Annotated in this window: 13 protein-coding genes and 1 riboswitch; of the genes, 5 read left to right on the top strand and 8 right to left on the bottom strand. The window is 72.9% G+C overall.

What is annotated here, in order from left to right:
- From ABTY62_RS10810 to ABTY62_RS10780, 7 genes are all read right to left on the bottom strand, one after another.
- On the bottom strand, window positions 1-1,404 hold the full coding sequence (locus tag ABTY62_RS10810) for a uracil-xanthine permease family protein (RefSeq protein ID WP_352129101.1): 1,404 nt from the start codon (window positions 1,402-1,404) through the stop codon (window positions 1-3).
- Window positions 1,405-1,631: 227 nt separating this feature from the next.
- The gene (locus ABTY62_RS10805; RefSeq protein ID WP_352129100.1) at window positions 1,632-2,336 is read right to left on the bottom strand and encodes an ArsR/SmtB family transcription factor; all 705 of its coding nucleotides are present in this window, start codon (window positions 2,334-2,336) and stop codon (window positions 1,632-1,634) included.
- A gap of 56 nt (window positions 2,337-2,392) precedes the next feature.
- Complete coding sequence (locus ABTY62_RS10800) at window positions 2,393-4,045, bottom strand: N-acyl-D-amino-acid deacylase family protein (protein WP_352129099.1); 1,653 nt, start codon at window positions 4,043-4,045, stop codon at window positions 2,393-2,395.
- Window positions 4,042-5,940, bottom strand: a complete 1,899-nt coding sequence (locus ABTY62_RS10795) for an ABC transporter permease subunit (protein WP_352129098.1) — start codon at window positions 5,938-5,940, stop codon at window positions 4,042-4,044. The genes ABTY62_RS10800 and ABTY62_RS10795 overlap by 4 nt, the downstream gene beginning before the upstream one ends.
- Window positions 5,937-7,076 carry an ABC transporter substrate-binding protein gene (locus ABTY62_RS10790; protein WP_352129097.1) on the bottom strand — a complete coding sequence of 380 codons (1,140 nt, stop codon included), beginning with the start codon at window positions 7,074-7,076 and terminating at the stop codon, window positions 5,937-5,939. Before ABTY62_RS10790 ends, ABTY62_RS10795 begins: the two co-directional genes overlap by 4 nt.
- Before the next feature lie 79 nt (window positions 7,077-7,155).
- Window positions 7,156-8,208: an ABC transporter ATP-binding protein gene (locus ABTY62_RS10785; RefSeq protein WP_352129096.1), complete on the bottom strand. Its 1,053-nt coding sequence runs from the start codon at window positions 8,206-8,208 to the stop codon at window positions 7,156-7,158.
- A 31-nt stretch (window positions 8,209-8,239) separates the two neighbouring features.
- The gene (locus ABTY62_RS10780; protein WP_352129095.1) at window positions 8,240-9,544 is read right to left on the bottom strand and encodes a M20 family metallopeptidase; all 1,305 of its coding nucleotides are present in this window, start codon (window positions 9,542-9,544) and stop codon (window positions 8,240-8,242) included.
- Window positions 9,545-9,684: 140 nt separating this feature from the next.
- On the opposite strand from ABTY62_RS10780, the gene ABTY62_RS10775 reads away from it, so the two are divergent.
- Complete coding sequence (locus ABTY62_RS10775) at window positions 9,685-10,401, top strand: GntR family transcriptional regulator (protein ID WP_352129094.1); 717 nt, start codon at window positions 9,685-9,687, stop codon at window positions 10,399-10,401.
- A 75-nt stretch (window positions 10,402-10,476) separates the two neighbouring features.
- Here the strand turns inward: ABTY62_RS10775 and ABTY62_RS10770 are convergent, their stop codons facing one another.
- Entirely contained in the window at window positions 10,477-11,706 is a 1,230-nt protein-coding gene (locus ABTY62_RS10770) for an MFS transporter (RefSeq protein WP_352129093.1), read from the bottom strand.
- Between the two features lie 115 nt (window positions 11,707-11,821).
- On the opposite strand from ABTY62_RS10770, the gene ABTY62_RS10765 reads away from it, so the two are divergent.
- From ABTY62_RS10765 to ABTY62_RS10750, 4 genes are all read left to right on the top strand, one after another.
- Complete coding sequence (locus ABTY62_RS10765; protein ID WP_352129092.1) at window positions 11,822-13,027, top strand: ROK family transcriptional regulator; 1,206 nt, start codon at window positions 11,822-11,824, stop codon at window positions 13,025-13,027.
- A 164-nt stretch (window positions 13,028-13,191) separates the two neighbouring features.
- Window positions 13,192-14,511, top strand: coding sequence for an alginate lyase family protein (locus ABTY62_RS10760; protein ID WP_352129091.1), 1,320 nt, complete (start codon window positions 13,192-13,194; stop codon window positions 14,509-14,511).
- 81 nt (window positions 14,512-14,592) lie between these two features.
- A riboswitch (FMN riboswitch) is annotated at window positions 14,593-14,723 on the top strand.
- Between the two features lie 146 nt (window positions 14,724-14,869).
- Window positions 14,870-15,979, top strand: coding sequence for a bifunctional diaminohydroxyphosphoribosylaminopyrimidine deaminase/5-amino-6-(5-phosphoribosylamino)uracil reductase RibD (ribD, locus tag ABTY62_RS10755; protein WP_352129090.1), 1,110 nt, complete (start codon window positions 14,870-14,872; stop codon window positions 15,977-15,979).
- On the top strand, window positions 15,980-16,609 hold the full coding sequence (locus tag ABTY62_RS10750) for a riboflavin synthase (RefSeq protein ID WP_352129089.1): 630 nt from the start codon (window positions 15,980-15,982) through the stop codon (window positions 16,607-16,609).
- The last annotated feature ends 19 nt before the right edge of the window (window positions 16,610-16,628 follow it).

Below are 16,628 nucleotides of genomic sequence, written 5' to 3'. Positions count from 1 at the left end.
TCAGGGCTTCGCGGGCTTCCCGGCCTCCGTGGCGTCGTCGTCGTACGCGCTGGTGCCCGCGTCCAGCAGCGGTTCCTCCTGCTTCATATGGGCCGGGGCCAGCGCGCGCAGCAGGTGGTAGCCGCTGAGCACGACCACCGTGCCCAGCGCGATCCCGCTGAGCTCGAAGTTGTTGCTGATCTTGAGGCCGACCCCGCCGACGCCGATGACCACACCGGCCGCGACCGGCACCAGGTTGAGCGGATTGCGCAGGTCCACCTTGTTGTGCACCCAGATCTGGGCGCCGAGCAGCCCGATCATGCCGTACAGGATGACCGTGATCCCGCCCAGCACACCGCCGGGGATCGCCGCGACGATCGCCCCGAACTTGGGGCACAGCCCGAAGAGCAGCGCGAAGCCGGCCGCGGCCCAGTAGGCGGCGGTGGAGTAGACGCGGGAGGCCGCCATGACGCCGATGTTCTCGGAGTACGTGGTGTTGGCCGGGCCGCCGACCGCGGTGGAGAGCATGGTGGCCGCGCCGTCCGCGGCGATGGCGGTGCCAAGGGTGTCGTCGAGCGGGTCACCGGTCATCTCGCCGACGGCCTTCACATGTCCGGCGTTCTCGGCGATCAGCGCGATGACGACCGGCAGGGCGACCAGCACGGCCGACCAGTGGAAGCTGGGCGCGTGTACGGAGGGCAGGCCGATCCAGTCCGCCTTGCCCACCGTGGACAGGTCGAGCCGCCAGTGGTCGGTGATGCGCCCGCTGCCGTCCAGGGAGTGGATCCTGCCGAAGACGCGGTCGAACAGCCAGGAGATCACATACCCGAAGACCAGGCCCAGGAAGATCGCGACACGCGACCAGAAGCCGCGCAGACAGACCACGGCGAGGCCGGTGAAGAGCATGGTCAGCAGCGCCACCCACTGATCGGCCGGCCAGTACGTCTTCGCGGTCACCGGCGCCAGGTTGAAGCCGATCAGCATGACCACCGCGCCCGTGACCACCGGCGGCATCGCCGCGTGGATGATGCGCGCGCCGAACTTCCGCACCGCCAGGCCGCTCAGGAACAGCACCCCGCCGACCACCAGGATCGCGCCGGTGATCGCGGCGCTGCCGCCGCCCTGCGCCCTGATCACGGCGGCCACCCCGACGAAGGAGAGGCTGCACCCCAGATAGCTGGGTACCCGGCCGCGGGTCGCCAGCAGGAACAGGATGGTCGCGACCCCGGACATCATGATCGCGAGATTGGGGTCGAGGCCCATGAGCACCGGAGCCACGAAGCTCGCGCCGAACATCGCCACGACATGCTGGGCGCCCAGCCCGACCGTCCTGGGCCAGGACAGCCGCTCATCCGGCTTGACGACGGCTCCGGGGGCGGGGGTGCGCCCGTCGCCGTGCAGGGTCCAGCGCACGCCGAGGCCCATGGTTGCTCCAGTTCATCGCTCAGGGGGGATCGCAGCAATGTTAGTGGGTCGAAAGTATGTTTCATCCCACTATGGGCTGCTGGGGGTGGCCTGCCCCGGACGGCCCGGGCTCGGCCGGGAAATGGTAGATCAGGCCCCGGACCAGCGTGTCCTCGCCCCCAGGCGATCCACCCGGCCCGCGAGGCGCGCGCTCCGTCCGGTCAGGCCGGTCAGGCCGGTCGGGCCGGTCATTCGGGGAGTCGCACGCCCAGCAGGTCGTGCAGCGCCCGCCGCCCCTCCTCGCTCACCCGCAGCGCCCGCTGGCTGCCGATCCGCGCACACCACCCCGCGTCCAGCGCATGCCGGCACAGCGCGGCGCCCGCCACGCCCGCCAGATGCGGTCTGCGCTCGGTCCAGTCCAGACAGCTGCGCGCCATCGGCCGGCGCCCGCGCGGGGCCGCCGACAGGTCCACGCCGAGCCGCCGGAACCAGGCCAGGCCGACGTCGGTCAGCGCGAACCCCGCCGCCCTCCGCAGCAGCCCGTGCTCCACCATCGCGTCGGTGATCGCCGTGCCCAGCCGCCCGGCGAGATGGTCGTAGCAGGTGCGGGCCCGCGCCATGGCCTCACCGGCGCTGGCCGCGCGCAGCGTACGGGGCGCGGGCGGCGGGGCGGCATGGCCGGACAGGTCCTCGATCAGCTGGGCGACCTGCGGCCCCGCCAGCCGTACGTAGCGATGCCTGCCCTGCCGCTCCTCCGCCAGCAGGCCGCCCTCGACGAGCCAGCTCAGATGCTCGCTCGCGGTCGACGCGGCCACCCCGGCGAGCCGCGCCAGCTCCCCGGCGGTCCAGGCGCGCCCGTCGAGCAGCGCCAGACAGAACGACGCGCGGGTCTCGTCGGCGAGCAGCGAGGCGAGGCGGGCGAGCTGGGGTCCGCGGGGGTGGGGCTGCGACATAAGCCCATCATCCGTCCCCGACACTTCGGCCCCGCCCGAACGATCGCGCGCCGGCCTCACCCGGGGGTGAGGCGGGCCCCCGTGCGGCGGCCGGTCCAGCGGCCGCCGTCGACGACGACCTGGCCGCCCACCAGCACCTTGCCGATGCCCTCCGGCGGACGGAGCGGGCTGTCGTACGTGGCGCGGTCCTGTACCTCCTGCGGATCGAAGATGACCAGGTCGGCGACTGCGCCCACCCGGACCCGCCCCCTGTCGGCCAGGCCGAAGGTGTCGGCGGGCAGCGAGGTCATCCGGGCGACGGCGGCGGGCAGGGAGAGCACGCGCAGGTCGCGGACGAAGCGGCGCAGCAGGCGCGGGAAGGTGCCGCTGACGCGTGGGTGCGGGGAGGTGCCCCAGCCGGGGGGTGCGCCGTCGGTGCCCAGCATGGTGTGTTCATCGCGCAGCAGGGCGGCGATGTCGTCGTCGGAGACCGTGTCGACGATCATGTTGGCCCGGTTCTCCTCGTGCCGGACGATATGCACCAGGGTGTCGAAGGGGGCCATGCCCAGCGCCGCGGCGAGATCCGTCAGCGCCTGTCCGTCGTAGGTGCCGGTGGCCGTGGAGGCGACCCGGATGGACCGGTAGCCGGCGGAGGCCACGTGGTTGTCCCAGTCCCCGCCCTCGGCGCCGCCCCCGCCGTCCGTGTGTTCCTCGACCTCGGCGCGCATCCGCTCCACCAGGCGCGGGTCCGCCAGCCGGGTGAGCAGCGCCGCGCCACCGCCGTCGTGGGCCCACCGGGGCAGACACGCGGAGAGCATCAGGGACGCCGCGGTGTACGGGTAGATGTCCTGGGCCACGGCAAGCCCCTCCCGGCGGGCCCGGCGCAGCAGGCCGAGGACCTGCTCGGCCCGGTCGGGGCTGCCGCGTCCGGGGACCTTGAGGTGGGAGATCTGCACCCGACGGCCCGTCTCATGGCCGATCCGCACCGCCTCGCGCAGGCTGTCCAGCAGCCCCGGGCCCTCGCTGCGGATATGGCTGGCGTAGATCCCGTGCCGCGGCATATGGCGGACCAGGGAGGTGAGTTCGGCGGTGTCGGCGAACGAGCCGGGGGAGTAGGCCAGGCCCGAGGACAGCCCGAAGCATCCGGCGTCGCAGGCCTCCGCCACCGCCCGGCCCATCTCCCGCAGCTCCTCCGCCCGCGCCGGGCGGGCGGTGCCGCCGCACACCATGCTGCGCACCGTGCCATGGCCGACCAGCGGTACGTAGTTGGTGATGTACCCGGCGGCGTCGGTGGCCTTGAACAGGTCGGCGAACCCCCGCCAGGTGAAGGGCAGTTCGGGCGGGAAGGTGACCGCGGCGTAGTCCCGTACCTGCCGGGTGTCGGTGAACGGGGCCAGTGAGAAGCCGCAGTTGCCGACGACCTCCGTCGTCACCCCCTGGAGGAGCTTGGGCAGATCCCCGGGCCCGTACAGGGGCGCGTTGTCGCTGTGGGAGTGGACATCGACGAAGCCGGGCGCCAGCACCTGCCCGGTGGCGTCCACGACGCGCCGCCCCTGGTCGGGGATCCGCCCCGGCGGCTCGACCGCGGCGACGCGGTCCCCGGTGACCAGGACGTCGCGGTGGTCCGGCTCGGCGCCGGTGCCGTCGGCGAGGAGGGCACCGCGGATGAGGAGGCCCTGGTCGGCGACGCGCACTCGGGGGGCCGCGGCTGTCGGGTCGGGAGCGTTCACGGGGTCTCTCCGGAGGGTGCGGTCTCCGGCACCAGATGGCCACCGGCGAAGGTGCCGCGTCCGCGGCGTGACAGCAGGAAGGTGAAGCCCGCGAGCAGCAGCACTCCGGTGGTCAACAGGACACCGACGGCCGCGACCTTGGGGCTGATCTCGAAGAGGATGTTCTGGTACATCCGCACCTGGAGCGTCACCGTGTGCGGGCCGCCCAGGAAGACGCCCATCAACAGGTCGTCGAAGGCCAGGATGAACGCGAACAGCAGGGCCGCGAGAATGCCGGGCGCGGCCAGCGGCGCGATGACGGTGCGGCCGACGCGCAGCGGCGACGCCCCGAGGCTGGCGGCGGCCTTCTCGTGCAGCGGGTCAAGACCCCGGAGCACGGCGGTGGTCACCACCACCACGTAGGGCAGGGCGAGCACCGTGTCGGCCAGCAGGATCGCGGTCGGCGTACCCAGCACTCCGAGCGGGACCAGGAAGAAGAACAGCGCCACGGCGTAGATGATCTGCGGCATGACCATGGGGCTCACGGTCAGCAGATAGGTCAGGGCGGGCAGCCGCCGGCCTCGGGCGCGCACGATGCCGTACGCGGCGAGCGTCCCGACCACCGTGGCGACGAGCGCGGCCGCGAGCGACACCCACAGGCTCAGCACCGTCGACTGGGTCCAGTCGGCGTCCTGGAAGTAGTCGCTGAACCAGCGGGTGGAGTAGCCGGGCGGGGGGAAGGTCAGGAAGTCGGCTTTGCTGAACGCCAGCATGCAGATGACGACCAGCGGCCCGACCAGGCCCGCCACGGCGACCGCGGTGACCGCGCCGAGGATGACGTAGCGCAGTGTCGAGCAGATGTCGCCGACCCGGCGGGCGGCGTGCCCCACCGCGCCGCCCGCGAACTCGCGCACCGCGTAGTCGGCGGCGCCCGACAGCCCGTCGGCGGCGCGCCGCCACGCCCGCCGCGGTCCCGCGAACCACCCGCGGCCCGCGCCGCGGTCCTGCGTACGGTCCAGGGACAGGCCCAGCGGGCGGCGCAGGAGGGCCATCAGGACCAGGACCAGGACGAGCAGCACCGCGGCCTCGGCGGCCGTGGGCCCGTACTGCTGCTGGGTGTTGATCTGGGCGTCGATGCGCTGGGCGATCATCGGGGTGGAGGCGCCGCCCAGCAGCGCGGGGGTGGTGTAGTAACCGAGCGAGGTGATGAACACCAGGCTGGCCCCGGCCGCGAGCCCGCGCACCGACAGCGGCAGGAACACGGTGCGCCAGGCGGTGAAGGGGGAGGCGCCCATGGAGCGGGCGGCGCGCACCGCCGAGCGGTCGATGCCGCGCATCGCCGCGTACAGGGGCATCACCATCATCGGCAGCAGCACCTGGGTCATCCCGATGATGACACCGGTGTCGTTGAAGACCAGTTGATGGGGCGAGTCGAACAGACCGGCCGCCAGCATGGCCTTGTTGATCAGTCCGTTGTCGCTGAGCAGCACCCGCCAGGCGTAGCTGCGGATCAGCGTGGAACTGAAGAAGGGCAGCGTGACGCAGGCCAGCAGTACGGCGGCGGGCAGCGTCGGCAGCCGGACGGCGGCATACGCGAACGGGTAGCCGATGACGGCGGCCACGACGGTGACGCTCAGCGCGATCTCCACCGTGCGCCAGAGCACCGGCAGAAAGATCCCGTCGTGCAGCAGCGCGGTGTACCGGTCAAGGCTCAGACCGGAGTCGGTCTGGAGGCTGTCGGTGATCAGCCTGGTCAGCGGGAAAAGGAAGAGCACCCCGAGCACGGCGACCGCCGGAAGCACCAGCCCGCCCGGCCCGAGCCACCGGATACGGCGGCGCGGGCGGGAGGCCGGTGCGGCGGGTGGGGGCGGCGTTCCCGGCGGGGCGGTGCGGGCCGCCGATGTGGACATGGTCATGCCTTGGTCAGCCACTTCTGCCAGCGGTCGATGGCCATCTCCTCCTGGGTCTTGCCCCGGCCCGCCGAGGAGCCCCAGAAGTCGTTGTCCTGCGCGATGGTCTTGTCCAGGTTGTGCTGGGAGGTGGCCAGCAGCTTCTGCCGCTCGTCGGAGATGTGCCGGTACGCCTCCTGGGTGGTGGGGGCGTATGTGATCAGCTTCGCGAACTCCGCCTGCCGGTCGGGCCGGGAGCAGAACTCGATGAACCGCAGCGCGCCCTCGACGTTCCTCGACCCCTTGGGGATGGCCCAGTAGTCGACCTGGAGGATGGCCTGGTTGAAGGTCGACTGGACATCGGCGCCCTTGCCGACGGCGTCCTGGATACGGCCGTTCCACGCGGCGAGCGCCGAGATCTCACCGTCCGTGAGCAGCTGCACCGACTCCGCGCCGCTCTCCCAGAACTTCAGTACCCGTGACCGCAGTTTGCCTATCTTGGCCAGCGCACGGTCGACATCGAGCGGATACAGGTCCTCCGGCTTCACCCCGTCGGCCAGCAACGCGATCTCCAGGGTGCAGCCGCCGGGGCCGTTGCCCGGAAACAGGGACCGCTTGCCCGGGAGGGACGCGTCCCACAGATCGGCCCACCGTGTCATGTCCTTGCCGCCCAGGGCCTTCTTGGAGTAGGCCAGCTGTACGGCGAAGATCAGCGAGGGGACGGCGTACTCCAGCGCCGGGTAGGGGTGGAACTTGGCCTTGAGGGAGGTGTCGTCCCACTGGCCGTAGTCGATCTTCTGGATGAGGCCGGTCCTGGCCCAGGTGGCGACGCGCGACCCGTTGAGGTCGATGACGTCCATGCCCGGCTTGCCCGCCTCGATGGCCGCCTTGAGCTGCGCCGAGGGCGGGGCGATCGACGTGGTCAGCTTGATCCCGGTTTCCTTCTGGAACGGCTCGAAGTACGCCTTGCGCTGGGCCGCTCCCCAGGCGCCGCCGCCGTCGTAGACCACCAGGCCGTCCGACGAGCCGGAGCCCCCGGCGGAGCTGGACTTGCCGACCTTGTCCGGGTTGGCGCAGGCGCCGAGGCCGAGCGCGGCGATGCCGGCGCCCGCTCCGAAGAGCAGGTTTCTCCGGCTCAGGGCGGAGGGTGTCAGATGGTTCATGGAACTGTCCCTATCTCGCACAGGGGATGGTCCGGCGGTGTGCCGGAGGGGATCGATGCCGGGCGGGTGGCCGGTGGGGTCAGGGGCGCCGGGGGAAGAGCCGGGCGGCGTCGGCGCCCCAGCTCAGATGGACGGTGTCGCCGGCCTGGAGCCGGCCGGTGCGTCCGTCCGACAGCAGCTCGACCGCGAGCTGGGCGCCGACGGTCTCGCACACCACCGAGGTGGTCGCGCCGCTGAAGATCACCTCGCTGACGGTGGCGGGCAGCGAGGTGTCCGACGGCTTGTCGGCCAGCGCGATCCGCTCCGGCCGTACCGCCAGGCTCACCTCGACACCCGGTGCCGGGGGTTCGGCGTCCGCCGGGACCAGGGCGGGCAGCTCGCGGTCGGCGACCGCGACCGTCGCCCGGCCGGGCCCGCCGCTGACGACCCTGGCGGCGATGACGTTGGTACGACCCAGGAAACCGGCCACGAACTCGCTGGCGGGCGCCTCGTACATGCCGGTCGGGGTGTCGTACTGCTCGATCCGGCCGTCCTTGAGCACCGCGATCCGGTCCGCCATGACCAGCGCCTCGTCCTGGTCATGGGTCACATAGAGCACGGTGGTGCCCAGTTCGCGGTGGAGCCTGCGGATCTCCAGCTGCACCTGCTCGCGCAGCTTGCGGTCCAAGGCGCCCAGCGGCTCGTCCATCAGCAGCACCGGGGGCCGGAAGACCAGGGCGCGGGCGAGCGCCACACGCTGTTGCTGGCCGCCGGAGAGCTGGTGCGGGCGGCGCTCGGCGAAGGGGCCGAGGTCGACCAGGTCGAGCGCCTCGCGCACGGCGCGCCGCCGCTCGGCACGCGGCAGGCCGCGCATGCGCAGCGGGTACTCCACATTGCGTGCCACGCTCAGGTGGGGGAAGAGGGCGTAGCGCTGGAAGACGATGCCGAAGCCACGCCGGTGCGGCGGGAGCCGGGTGACGTCGTCGCCGTCGACCAGGATCCGGCCGCCCGAGGGCGTCTCGAATCCGGCGACGGACATCAGCAGGGTCGTCTTGCCCGAGCCGCTGGGGCCGAGGAGGGCTACGAACTCGCCGGCCCCGACCTCCAGGTGCACGTCGTCGATCGCGGTGATCCCCCCGTAGCCGGTGGTCACATGATCGATCGTGACCGGGGCCCCGTGGAAGTCAGTCGAGGTGAGCTGCTGTGGTGCCACAGATCGTCCCTATGGTGAGCATGTGCATTTTGATCATGTCGAGGTAGTCGGGCAGGTCCACGCGCTCGTCGGGCATGGTGTTGTACCGGCCGCCGGGCCCGCAGACGACCCCGTCCATGCCGGCCTGCCGCGCCAGATGGGCCGCGTCGCTGCCGAAGAAGCAGCAGGGCCGCAGGGCCCCGGTGGGCTGCGGCTCGCCGCGCACCTGCCGGTAGGCGTCGTTGACCGCGCGTACCACCGGTGAGTCCGGGGAGGCCTCGAAGGCGGGGAACTCCGGTCGTCCGGTCTCCTCGCTGAGGCGCTTGACCGTGGCCCGCAGCCCGGGGAACTCCTGCTCCACGCCGCGCAGCACCCCGGTGATGTCCGCCAGCACGCCGTCGGGCGTCTGACTGGGGGCGTAGCGCGCGGTGCCGCTCATCCGGACGAAGTCGGCCACCTGGGGCGGGCGCCACTCGTGGAAGTCGCGGGACAGCGCGCCGCGCACCACCCCGACGTTGGCGCGGTTGACCGACAGATGGTCCGGACTCGCCGCGCCGCTGAAGGTCATCGCGTTGAGCCGGGGAACGAGCCGGCAGGCCGCCTCGATGGCGTCCACCGCCTCCTCGCGCTTGGACAGATGGCGGGTGACTCCGGTGAGTTCGACGGCGAAGTCGACGGCGCCCGCGTGGAGGGTGAGCGCCCCCAGGTCGGTGGGCTCACAGTTGACGAAGTAGTCGGCGCGCACCCCGCTGTCCAACATCGCCACGGTGCCGACGCCGCCTTGCAGTTCACCGACCACGAACGTGAGGACCACATCGCCCTTGGGCCTGACGCCCTGGCTGATCAGGGCCTCCACCGCCGCCAGGTACGAGGCGCAGCCGGCCTTCATGTTGGACACGCCCAGGCCGTAGACGAAGTGTTCGTCGACCAGGCCGCCCCAGGGGTCGACCGTCCAGCCCTCGGTGACCGGGTTGGTGTCCAGATGCCCGTTGAACATCAGGCTGGGGCCCTCCCCGGTGCCCCGCCAGACGCCGATCGCGTTGAACCTCCCCGGCGACACCTCCTGGCGCCGGGCATCCAGGCCGAGGGCGCGCATCCGCTCCACCAGCATGCCCGCCAACTCGCTCTCGCCGGGGGTTTCGGTACGGCTGTCCAACCGCACCATCCGGGTGAGCAGATCGATGGCCGCCGCGGTGTCCAGGCGGTTGGTGTCCATGACGGGGCCGCTGCCGCCGCCTGGTTCGTGCTCGCGGGCGCCGGGGGCCTCGGCCTCCGCCCGGGGTGCGATGCTGCTCACGCTTCTCCTTGTCCGCGGGTACGCTCGGGGTCCATACGGTAGAGAATTGTTGAACAACTCCACAAGGGAACAATGTGTTAAACGATGAGCCGGATATGTCAACGGCATGTTTCAAGCATTCGAGCGAAGGACGGGGTGCGGTGGGGGCACTGAACGACGACGGGATACTGCGCCGACTGGAGGACGACCGTGGGCTGCTGGCGCGCGTGAACGCCGCCGAGCAGGTCGCGGACGTGCTGCGGACGCGCATCCTCGAGGGGCTGCTGTCGCCGGGCACCCGGCTGTCGGAGCACTCCATCAGCACCGCGCTCGGCATCTCCCGCAACACCCTCCGCGAGGCGTTCCGGCTGCTCAGCCATGAGCGGCTGCTGGTCCATCAGGCCCATCGGGGCGTCTTCGTCCGGGATGTGACGGCCGAGGACGCGCGCCGGCTCTACCAGGTGCGCCGGGTGATCGAGGGGGCCGCGATCCGCGAGGTCGCCACCGCTCCCGACGCCGCGCTGGCCGCCATCGACGCGGTCGAACGGGAATGCGCCGAAGCGGCGGCCGAGGGGCTCTGGCGTGAGACCGGCTCGGCGAACATGCGCTTCCACCTGGCGGTCACGGACCTGGCCGGCAACCCCCGGATGACCGAGATCATGCGCGGCGTCCTGGCCGAAGTGCGGCTCATGTACCACATCTTCGACGACCGCGAACGGTTCCAGAAGCCGTATGTGCCGCTGAACCGCCAGGTGTGCGACCTGTTGTTGGCCCGGCGCGGGGAGGAGGCGGAGCGGGCGATGCTCGACTATCTGCGGCGGGCGGAGGCGCAGATCGTGGAGGAGTACGCCCGTCTCGGCGCCGGCCCGGAGGGCTGACCGGCCCGGCGCCGGCCCGGCCCGCTTCCGGATGGTGAGAGGCGGGCCGGGTTGAGAGACGGGCCGGGTGACGTGTCAGCGCTGCGTCGCGCTGGACGCCGCCGCGTCCGCATGGCCGCCCGCCGCCGCCCCCTCGCGCGCCGGCCCGCGCAGCACCCCCGCCCCCACCACCAGCCCCAGCGCCAGCACCGTCACCACACCGAACGACGCCGTCAGCGAGGTCGCGTCCGCGATCGACCCCATCGCGGCCGGAGCGATCAGCCCCGATGTGTACGTGATCGTCGCGACGCCCGCGATCGCCTGGCTGGGAGCCGGCCCGCTGCGCCCCGCCGCCGCGAAGGCGAGCGGGACGACCACCGCGACGCCCAGGCCGAGCAGGCCGAATCCGGTGATGGCCAGGGCGGGCCCGGTGGCCGTCACCACCAGCACGCCGCCGGCCGTGGACAGGACACCGCCCGCGCGTACGGTCCGCACCGCGCCGAAGCGGCCCACCACCGCGTCGCCGACGAGCCGGGCCGCGGCCATCGTGCAGGAGAAGGCCGTGGTACAGACGGCGGCGAGGCCGGGGGAGGAGTCCAGGACGTCCCGCAGATAGACCGCCGACCAGTCCAGGCTCGCGCCCTCCGCGAACACCGCGCAGAAGCCGACCGCGCCGATGATCAGCGCGGAGCGGGGCGGCAGGGCGAAGCGGGGCGGCGGGTGCTCCTCGGGGGCGCTGCGCAGGTCGAGCACCCAGCGGCAGACGACCGCGCCGATCACGGTGAGCACGGCGGCGGCGAGGCCGAGGTGCAGCCGGGCGTCCGTGCCGGCGTGGGCGGCGAGCGTGCCGGCCGCCGAGCCGAGGAGCGCTCCGACGCTCCACATGCCGTGCAGCCCGGACATGATGGAGCGGCCGAGGCGGTTCTCGACCTCCACGCCGAGGGCGTTCATGGCGACGTCGGCCATCCCGGCGGTGGCGCCGTAGACGAACAGCGCGCCGCACAGCCAGACCAGGCCGGGCGCCATCGGCGGCAGCGCGAGCGACAGGCACCACAGCGCGATCAGTGCGCGCAGCGCGGCGCGGGCGCCGAAGCGGTGGCTGATCCGCCCGGCCAGGGGCATCGCGAAGGAGGCCCCGAGCGCGGGGAAGACCAGCGCGAGGCCGAGCAGGCCCGCGCCGAGGTCCAGGTGCTCCTGGATCCAGGGCACGCGGGTGGCGAAGTTGCCGGTGACCGCGCCGTGGACGGCGAACACGGCCGCCACGGCCACCCGCGCCCGCCGGACCTCGCGCTGTTGCGGAGCTTGCGCCTCCGTACCGTCGCCCATGACCCCGCTGCCCACCCTCCTGGAGACGCGTCTCGTCCACCGCCCACGGAAACTATCAGGAAGGGTCCCTGATAGATAGGGTCCATATGAGCGGTGCCTCTGAAAGGATCCCGCCATGACGTCGACGCGCGTGTCCCTGGCGGGCCGTACCGCCTCCCCGAGTACGGCGCGGGCCATCAACGACCGCCTCGCCCTGCATCTCCTCAAGGATGAGGGGCCGCTGACCGCCGGTCAGCTCAAGTCCATGACCGGGCTGTCCCGGCCCACCATCGCGGACCTGGTCGAGCGGTTGCGGGGCGCCGGGCTGATCGCGGTGGTGGGGGAGGCGGGCGCCGAGCGGCGGGGGCCCAACGCCCGGGTGTACGGCATCGTCGCGGACAGCGCGCATGTGGCGGGCGTGGACGTCCGTGCGCGGAGCGTCGCGGTGTGCGTGGCCGATCTGCTGGGCCATACCGTCTCCGAGGCCACACTGCCGGTCGCCGCCGACGTGGAGCCCGCGCGGGCCGCCGAGGCCACGGTGGATCTGGTGCGGCGCACGGCCCGGGAGGCGGGGGCCGAGCGGCTGCACCACATCGGCATCGGCGCCCCGGGGCTCGTCGACCCGGCGACCGGCGAGCTGGCCGTCACCGACTCCCTGCCCGGCTGGCACCGTGAGCTGAGCGCGGCCCTGCACGGCGGCCTCGGGGCGCCGGTGCTGCTGGAGAACGAGGTCAACCTGGCCGCGGTCGCCGAGCAGCGGCTCGGTGTGGTCCGCGACCGGGACACCTTTGTGCTGCTGTGGCTCGGCCATGGCGTCGGCGCGGCCGTCGTGCTCGACCGGGTGCTGCGGCGCGGGGCCTCGGGCGGCACGGGGGAGATCGGCTTCATGCCGGTGCCGGGGACGTCGGGGCTGCCCTCGGCGACCGCCTGCGACGGCGGCTTCCACTCGCTCGCGAGCAGCCCGGCGGTCTGTGAACTCGCCCGTGAGCTGGGCCTGTCGGCCGACGCGGCGGACGACGCGCCGGCGGCGGAGGCGGCCGTACGGGCCGCGGTGGACGCGGGGGAGCGGGGCGAGCCGTTCCTGGAAGCGCTCGCGGGCCGGATCGCGGTCGGGGCGGCCGCGGTGTGCGCGGTGCTCGACCCGGGCTGTGTGGTGCTCGGCGGAGAGGTGGGCCGGGCCGGGGGCCCTGCCCTGGCGCGGCGTGTGGAGGACCGGCTCCGGCGGATGTCGCCGCTGCGCACCCAGGTGCGGGCCGGGGTGGTGGGCGGTGGCGGGGTGCTGCGGGGTGCGGTCCTGACCGCCATGGACGCCACCCAGAACCAGCTGTTCGGCGCCCCGTAGCCGTACCGGGAGCCGGCTGTTCGGCGCCCGTGGCCGTACCCGGAACGGACGGTTCTCCGCCGGGCGGAGTTGTGCGCGGTCTCTTGTCGTGAGCATGGCCCCGACATAGCCTGACTCACGATCGCGATCCTGAATCCTGTTCAGATAGCTGATTGGGGTCCTCGATGGGAGCAACTCCTCCAGGGCGTGGGCCGATCGCCCGCGCCGCTGTCGCCCTCTCCGTCGCCCTTGCCGCGGTACTCGCGGTGCTGGCCATCCCCGCCGCCCCCTCCGCCCAGGGCGCCGAGCCCGCCCGCCACCCGGCCCCGGTGCCCGAAACCGTGGTGCTCGACGGCCCGCGCCTGGCCCTGACCAAGGCGAAGCTCCAGGCCGGGGACGCCCGGCTGAAGCGGACCGTACGCGATCTGACCGCCCAGGCCGACCAGTGGATGACCCAGGGCCCCTGGACGGTCACCGACAAGGACCAGGTGCCGCCCAGCGGCGACAAGCACGACTACTTCAGCCAGGCCCCGTACTGGTGGCCCACCCAGCCGAAGACCGAGGACAATCCGTACGGCTGCCCCTACGTTCAGAAGGATGGCCAGCGGAACCCCGATGTGGACAAGATGACGGACCGCCCCGAGGTGGGCAAGGTCTTCGAGTCCGCCTACGAGCTCTCCCTGGCCTGGTACTACACCGGCAAGCGCGACTACGCCGAGCACGCCGCCGAGATCCTGCGCACCTGGTTCGTCACCCCGGCGACCCGGATGAACCCCAGCCTGAACCACGCCCAGTTCATCCCCTGCAAGTACGACGGCCGCGCCATCGGCATCATCGACTTCTCCCAGGGCTTCACCAGCCTCCTGGACGCCGCCGCCATCCTCGACACCGGCGCCCCCGGCTGGTCCCGCCAGGACCACACCGGCTTCCGCACCTGGAACAAGCAGTTCCTGGACTGGCTGGTGAACAGCGACTTCGGCAAGGAGGAGGGCGCCGCCGAGAACAACCACGGCACCTTCTTCGACATGCAGGTCGCCGCCATCGCCGCGGCGGTCGGCGACCGCGACCTCGCCCGCCAGGTCGTCCGCGAGGCCCGGACCAAGCGCGTGGACGCCCAGATCGCGGCGGACGGCACCCAGCCCGGCGAGCTGTCCCGCACCCGCAGCTTCCACTACTCCACCTTCAACCTCGTCGCCTTCACCCGGCTCGCGGCCGTCGGCAAGCACGTCGGCGTGGACCTGTGGCACTACACGGGACCGGGCGGGGCGAATCTCTTCAAGGCCGTGGACGTGCTGGTCCCGGCGGCCACCGGGGCGCGCCCCTGGCCGTACCCGGAGCTGGACTTCCGCGCGTACGCGGCCAGCGACATCGTGCACGCGGCGGCCGACGCGGGCGACCGCAGGGCCAAGGCGGCGCTCCCCGCGCTCCAGGCGCCGCCCGGCGGCGACCTGTGGTCGCTGCGGCCCGCCGTCGAGCAGCTCGACAGCATCGCCACCACCGGCTGACCGGCGGGTGAGGCAAGCCACACTCCTACGGCTCCAGCTGTGCCGACGTCCCGTGGCACACTGGGGCCGTACCAGTGACGTCAGCGCACTCCGGGGTCGGTGAAAATCCGAGCCGGCGGTTACAGTCCGCGACCCGTCCGCCTCCAGCGGCCGGTTGACCAGGTGAAATTCCTGGACCGACGGTGAAAGTCCGGATGGGAGGCAGTGCGCGGCGGGAGCAGAGCACCGGTGCGCCGCTGTCGGCGGCCCGCCCCTTGTGGCGGACCGTTTCCCGGCCCAGGCGTTCCCCGGTGCCGTCTTTCCGCTTCTGTCATCTCGACAGCCCCGGAGTCCGTGCCCGAAGAGGCAGGAGGACCCGGTGGCCACCGCAGCCGAAGCCGAAGCGATGCGCCGTGCCGTGGCGCTCGCCGCCCGGGGCCTCGGCCACACCAGCCCCAACCCCGTCGTCGGCTGCGTGATCCTCGACGCCGACGGCCGTACCGCCGGCGAGGGCTGGCACCAGGGGGCCGGCGGGCCGCACGCGGAGATCCACGCCCTGCGCGCCGCCGGTGAGCGGGCCCGCGGCGGCACCGCCGTCGTCACCCTCGAACCCTGCAACCACACCGGTCGCACCGGCCCCTGCGCCCAGGCGCTGCTGGCCGCCGGAATCGCCCGCGTCGTGTACGCGGTCGCCGACCCCAACGACCAGGCCGCCGGCGGGGCCGCCACCCTCGCCGCCGCCGGGGCCGACGTGGAGAGCGGCCTGCTCGCCGACCAGGCCGCCGCGGGCAACGAGGCCTGGCTGGCCTCGACACGCCTCGGCCGCCCCTTCGTGCTGTGGAAGTACGCCGCGACCCTGGACGGGCGCAGCGCCGCCGCCGACGGCACCAGCCGCTGGATCACCTCGGCCGAGTCCCGCGCCGATGTGCACCGGCTGCGCGCCGAGGCCGACGCGGTGGTGGTCGGCTCCGGCACCCTTCGCGCCGACGACCCGCACCTCGCGGTGCGCGGCCGGGACGGCGCCCGGCAGCCGCTGCGCGTCGTCCTCGACAGCAAGGGCACCATCGCCCCGGGCGCCCGGGTCCTCGACGGCACCGCGCCCACCCTGGTCGCCGTCGCCGAGGACGCCCCCGCCGTGCCGCCGGGCGCCGAGACCGTCCGGCTGCCGCGCGCCGCGGCCGGGCCGGGCCTGGACATCCCCGCGCTGCTCGAGGAGTTGTACACGCGCGGCGTCCGCTCGGTCCTGCTGGAGGGCGGCCCCACGCTCGCCGGGGCGTTCCTCGCCGCCCGCGCCGTCGACAAGGTCGTCGGCTATCTCGCCCCCGTACTGCTCGGCGCGGGCACCCACGCCCTCGCCGACGCGGGAATTACCACCATCACCCGCGCGCTTCGCCTGGAGCTGACCGACGTCACCAGGCTCGGCCCCGACCTGCGCGTCACCGCCGTGCCCACCTTCCCCACCGTTCCCGTCGCCCCCGAGGAGAGCTGAGTGTTCACCGGAATCGTCGAAGAACTGGGCGAGATCGTCGCCGTCGAGAACCTCGGCGACGCGTCCCGCTTCCTGGTCAGCGGCCCCGTCGTCACCGAAGGCGCCAAGCACGGCGACTCCATCGCCGTCAACGGCGTCTGCCTCACCGTCGTCGAGACGGAGGACGGCCGGTTCTCCGCCGACGTCATGGCCGAGACCCTGAACCGCTCCAGCCTCGGCGCCCTCGCCGTCGGCTCCCGCGTCAACCTGGAGCGCCCCATGGCGCTCGGCGGGCGCCTGGGCGGCCATCTGGTGCAGGGCCACGTCGACGGCACCGGCACCATCGTCGAGCGCAAGCCCTCCGAGCACTGGGAGATCGTCAAGGTCTCGCTCCCCGCCGAGCTGAGCCGCTATGTGGTCGAGAAGGGCTCCATCACGGTCGACGGCATCAGCCTGACCGTCGTCGACGCGGGCCCCGACTACTTCACCGTCAGCCTCATCCCGACGACCCTCGACCTCACCACCCTGGGCGTCAAGCAGGCCGGCGACCCGGTCAACCTCGAGGTGGACGTGCTCGCCAAGTACGTCGAGCGGCTGCTGGGCAAGGACGCCCGCCCGCTGGACGCCACGGACGAGGAGACCCTCGCATGACCGCCCCCGCCGTCGGCGA

Source organism: Streptomyces sp. NPDC097640 (assembly GCF_040302705.1).
In the GTDB taxonomy this organism is placed as follows: domain Bacteria; phylum Actinomycetota; class Actinomycetes; order Streptomycetales; family Streptomycetaceae; genus Streptomyces.
Note: the sequence above shows the minus strand (reverse complement) of the source record. Positions and strands in the feature narration are given on the sequence as shown.

Excerpts from the sequence above, each read along its gene's own strand:
- ABTY62_RS10805 (WP_352129100.1), bottom strand. The coding sequence starts at position 2,336 with ATGTCGCAGCCCCACCCCCGCGGACCCCAGCTCGCCCGCCTCGCCTCG.
- ABTY62_RS10790 (WP_352129097.1), bottom strand. The coding sequence starts at position 7,076 with ATGAACCATCTGACACCCTCCGCCCTGAGCCGGAGAAACCTGCTCTTC.
- ABTY62_RS10760 (WP_352129091.1), top strand. The coding sequence starts at position 13,192 with ATGGGAGCAACTCCTCCAGGGCGTGGGCCGATCGCCCGCGCCGCTGTC.
- ABTY62_RS10795 (WP_352129098.1), bottom strand. The coding sequence starts at position 5,940 with ATGACCATGTCCACATCGGCGGCCCGCACCGCCCCGCCGGGAACGCCG.
- ABTY62_RS10765 (WP_352129092.1), top strand. The coding sequence starts at position 11,822 with ATGACGTCGACGCGCGTGTCCCTGGCGGGCCGTACCGCCTCCCCGAGT.
- ABTY62_RS10810 (WP_352129101.1), bottom strand. The coding sequence starts at position 1,404 with ATGGGCCTCGGCGTGCGCTGGACCCTGCACGGCGACGGGCGCACCCCC.
- ABTY62_RS10770 (WP_352129093.1), bottom strand. The coding sequence starts at position 11,706 with ATGGGCGACGGTACGGAGGCGCAAGCTCCGCAACAGCGCGAGGTCCGG.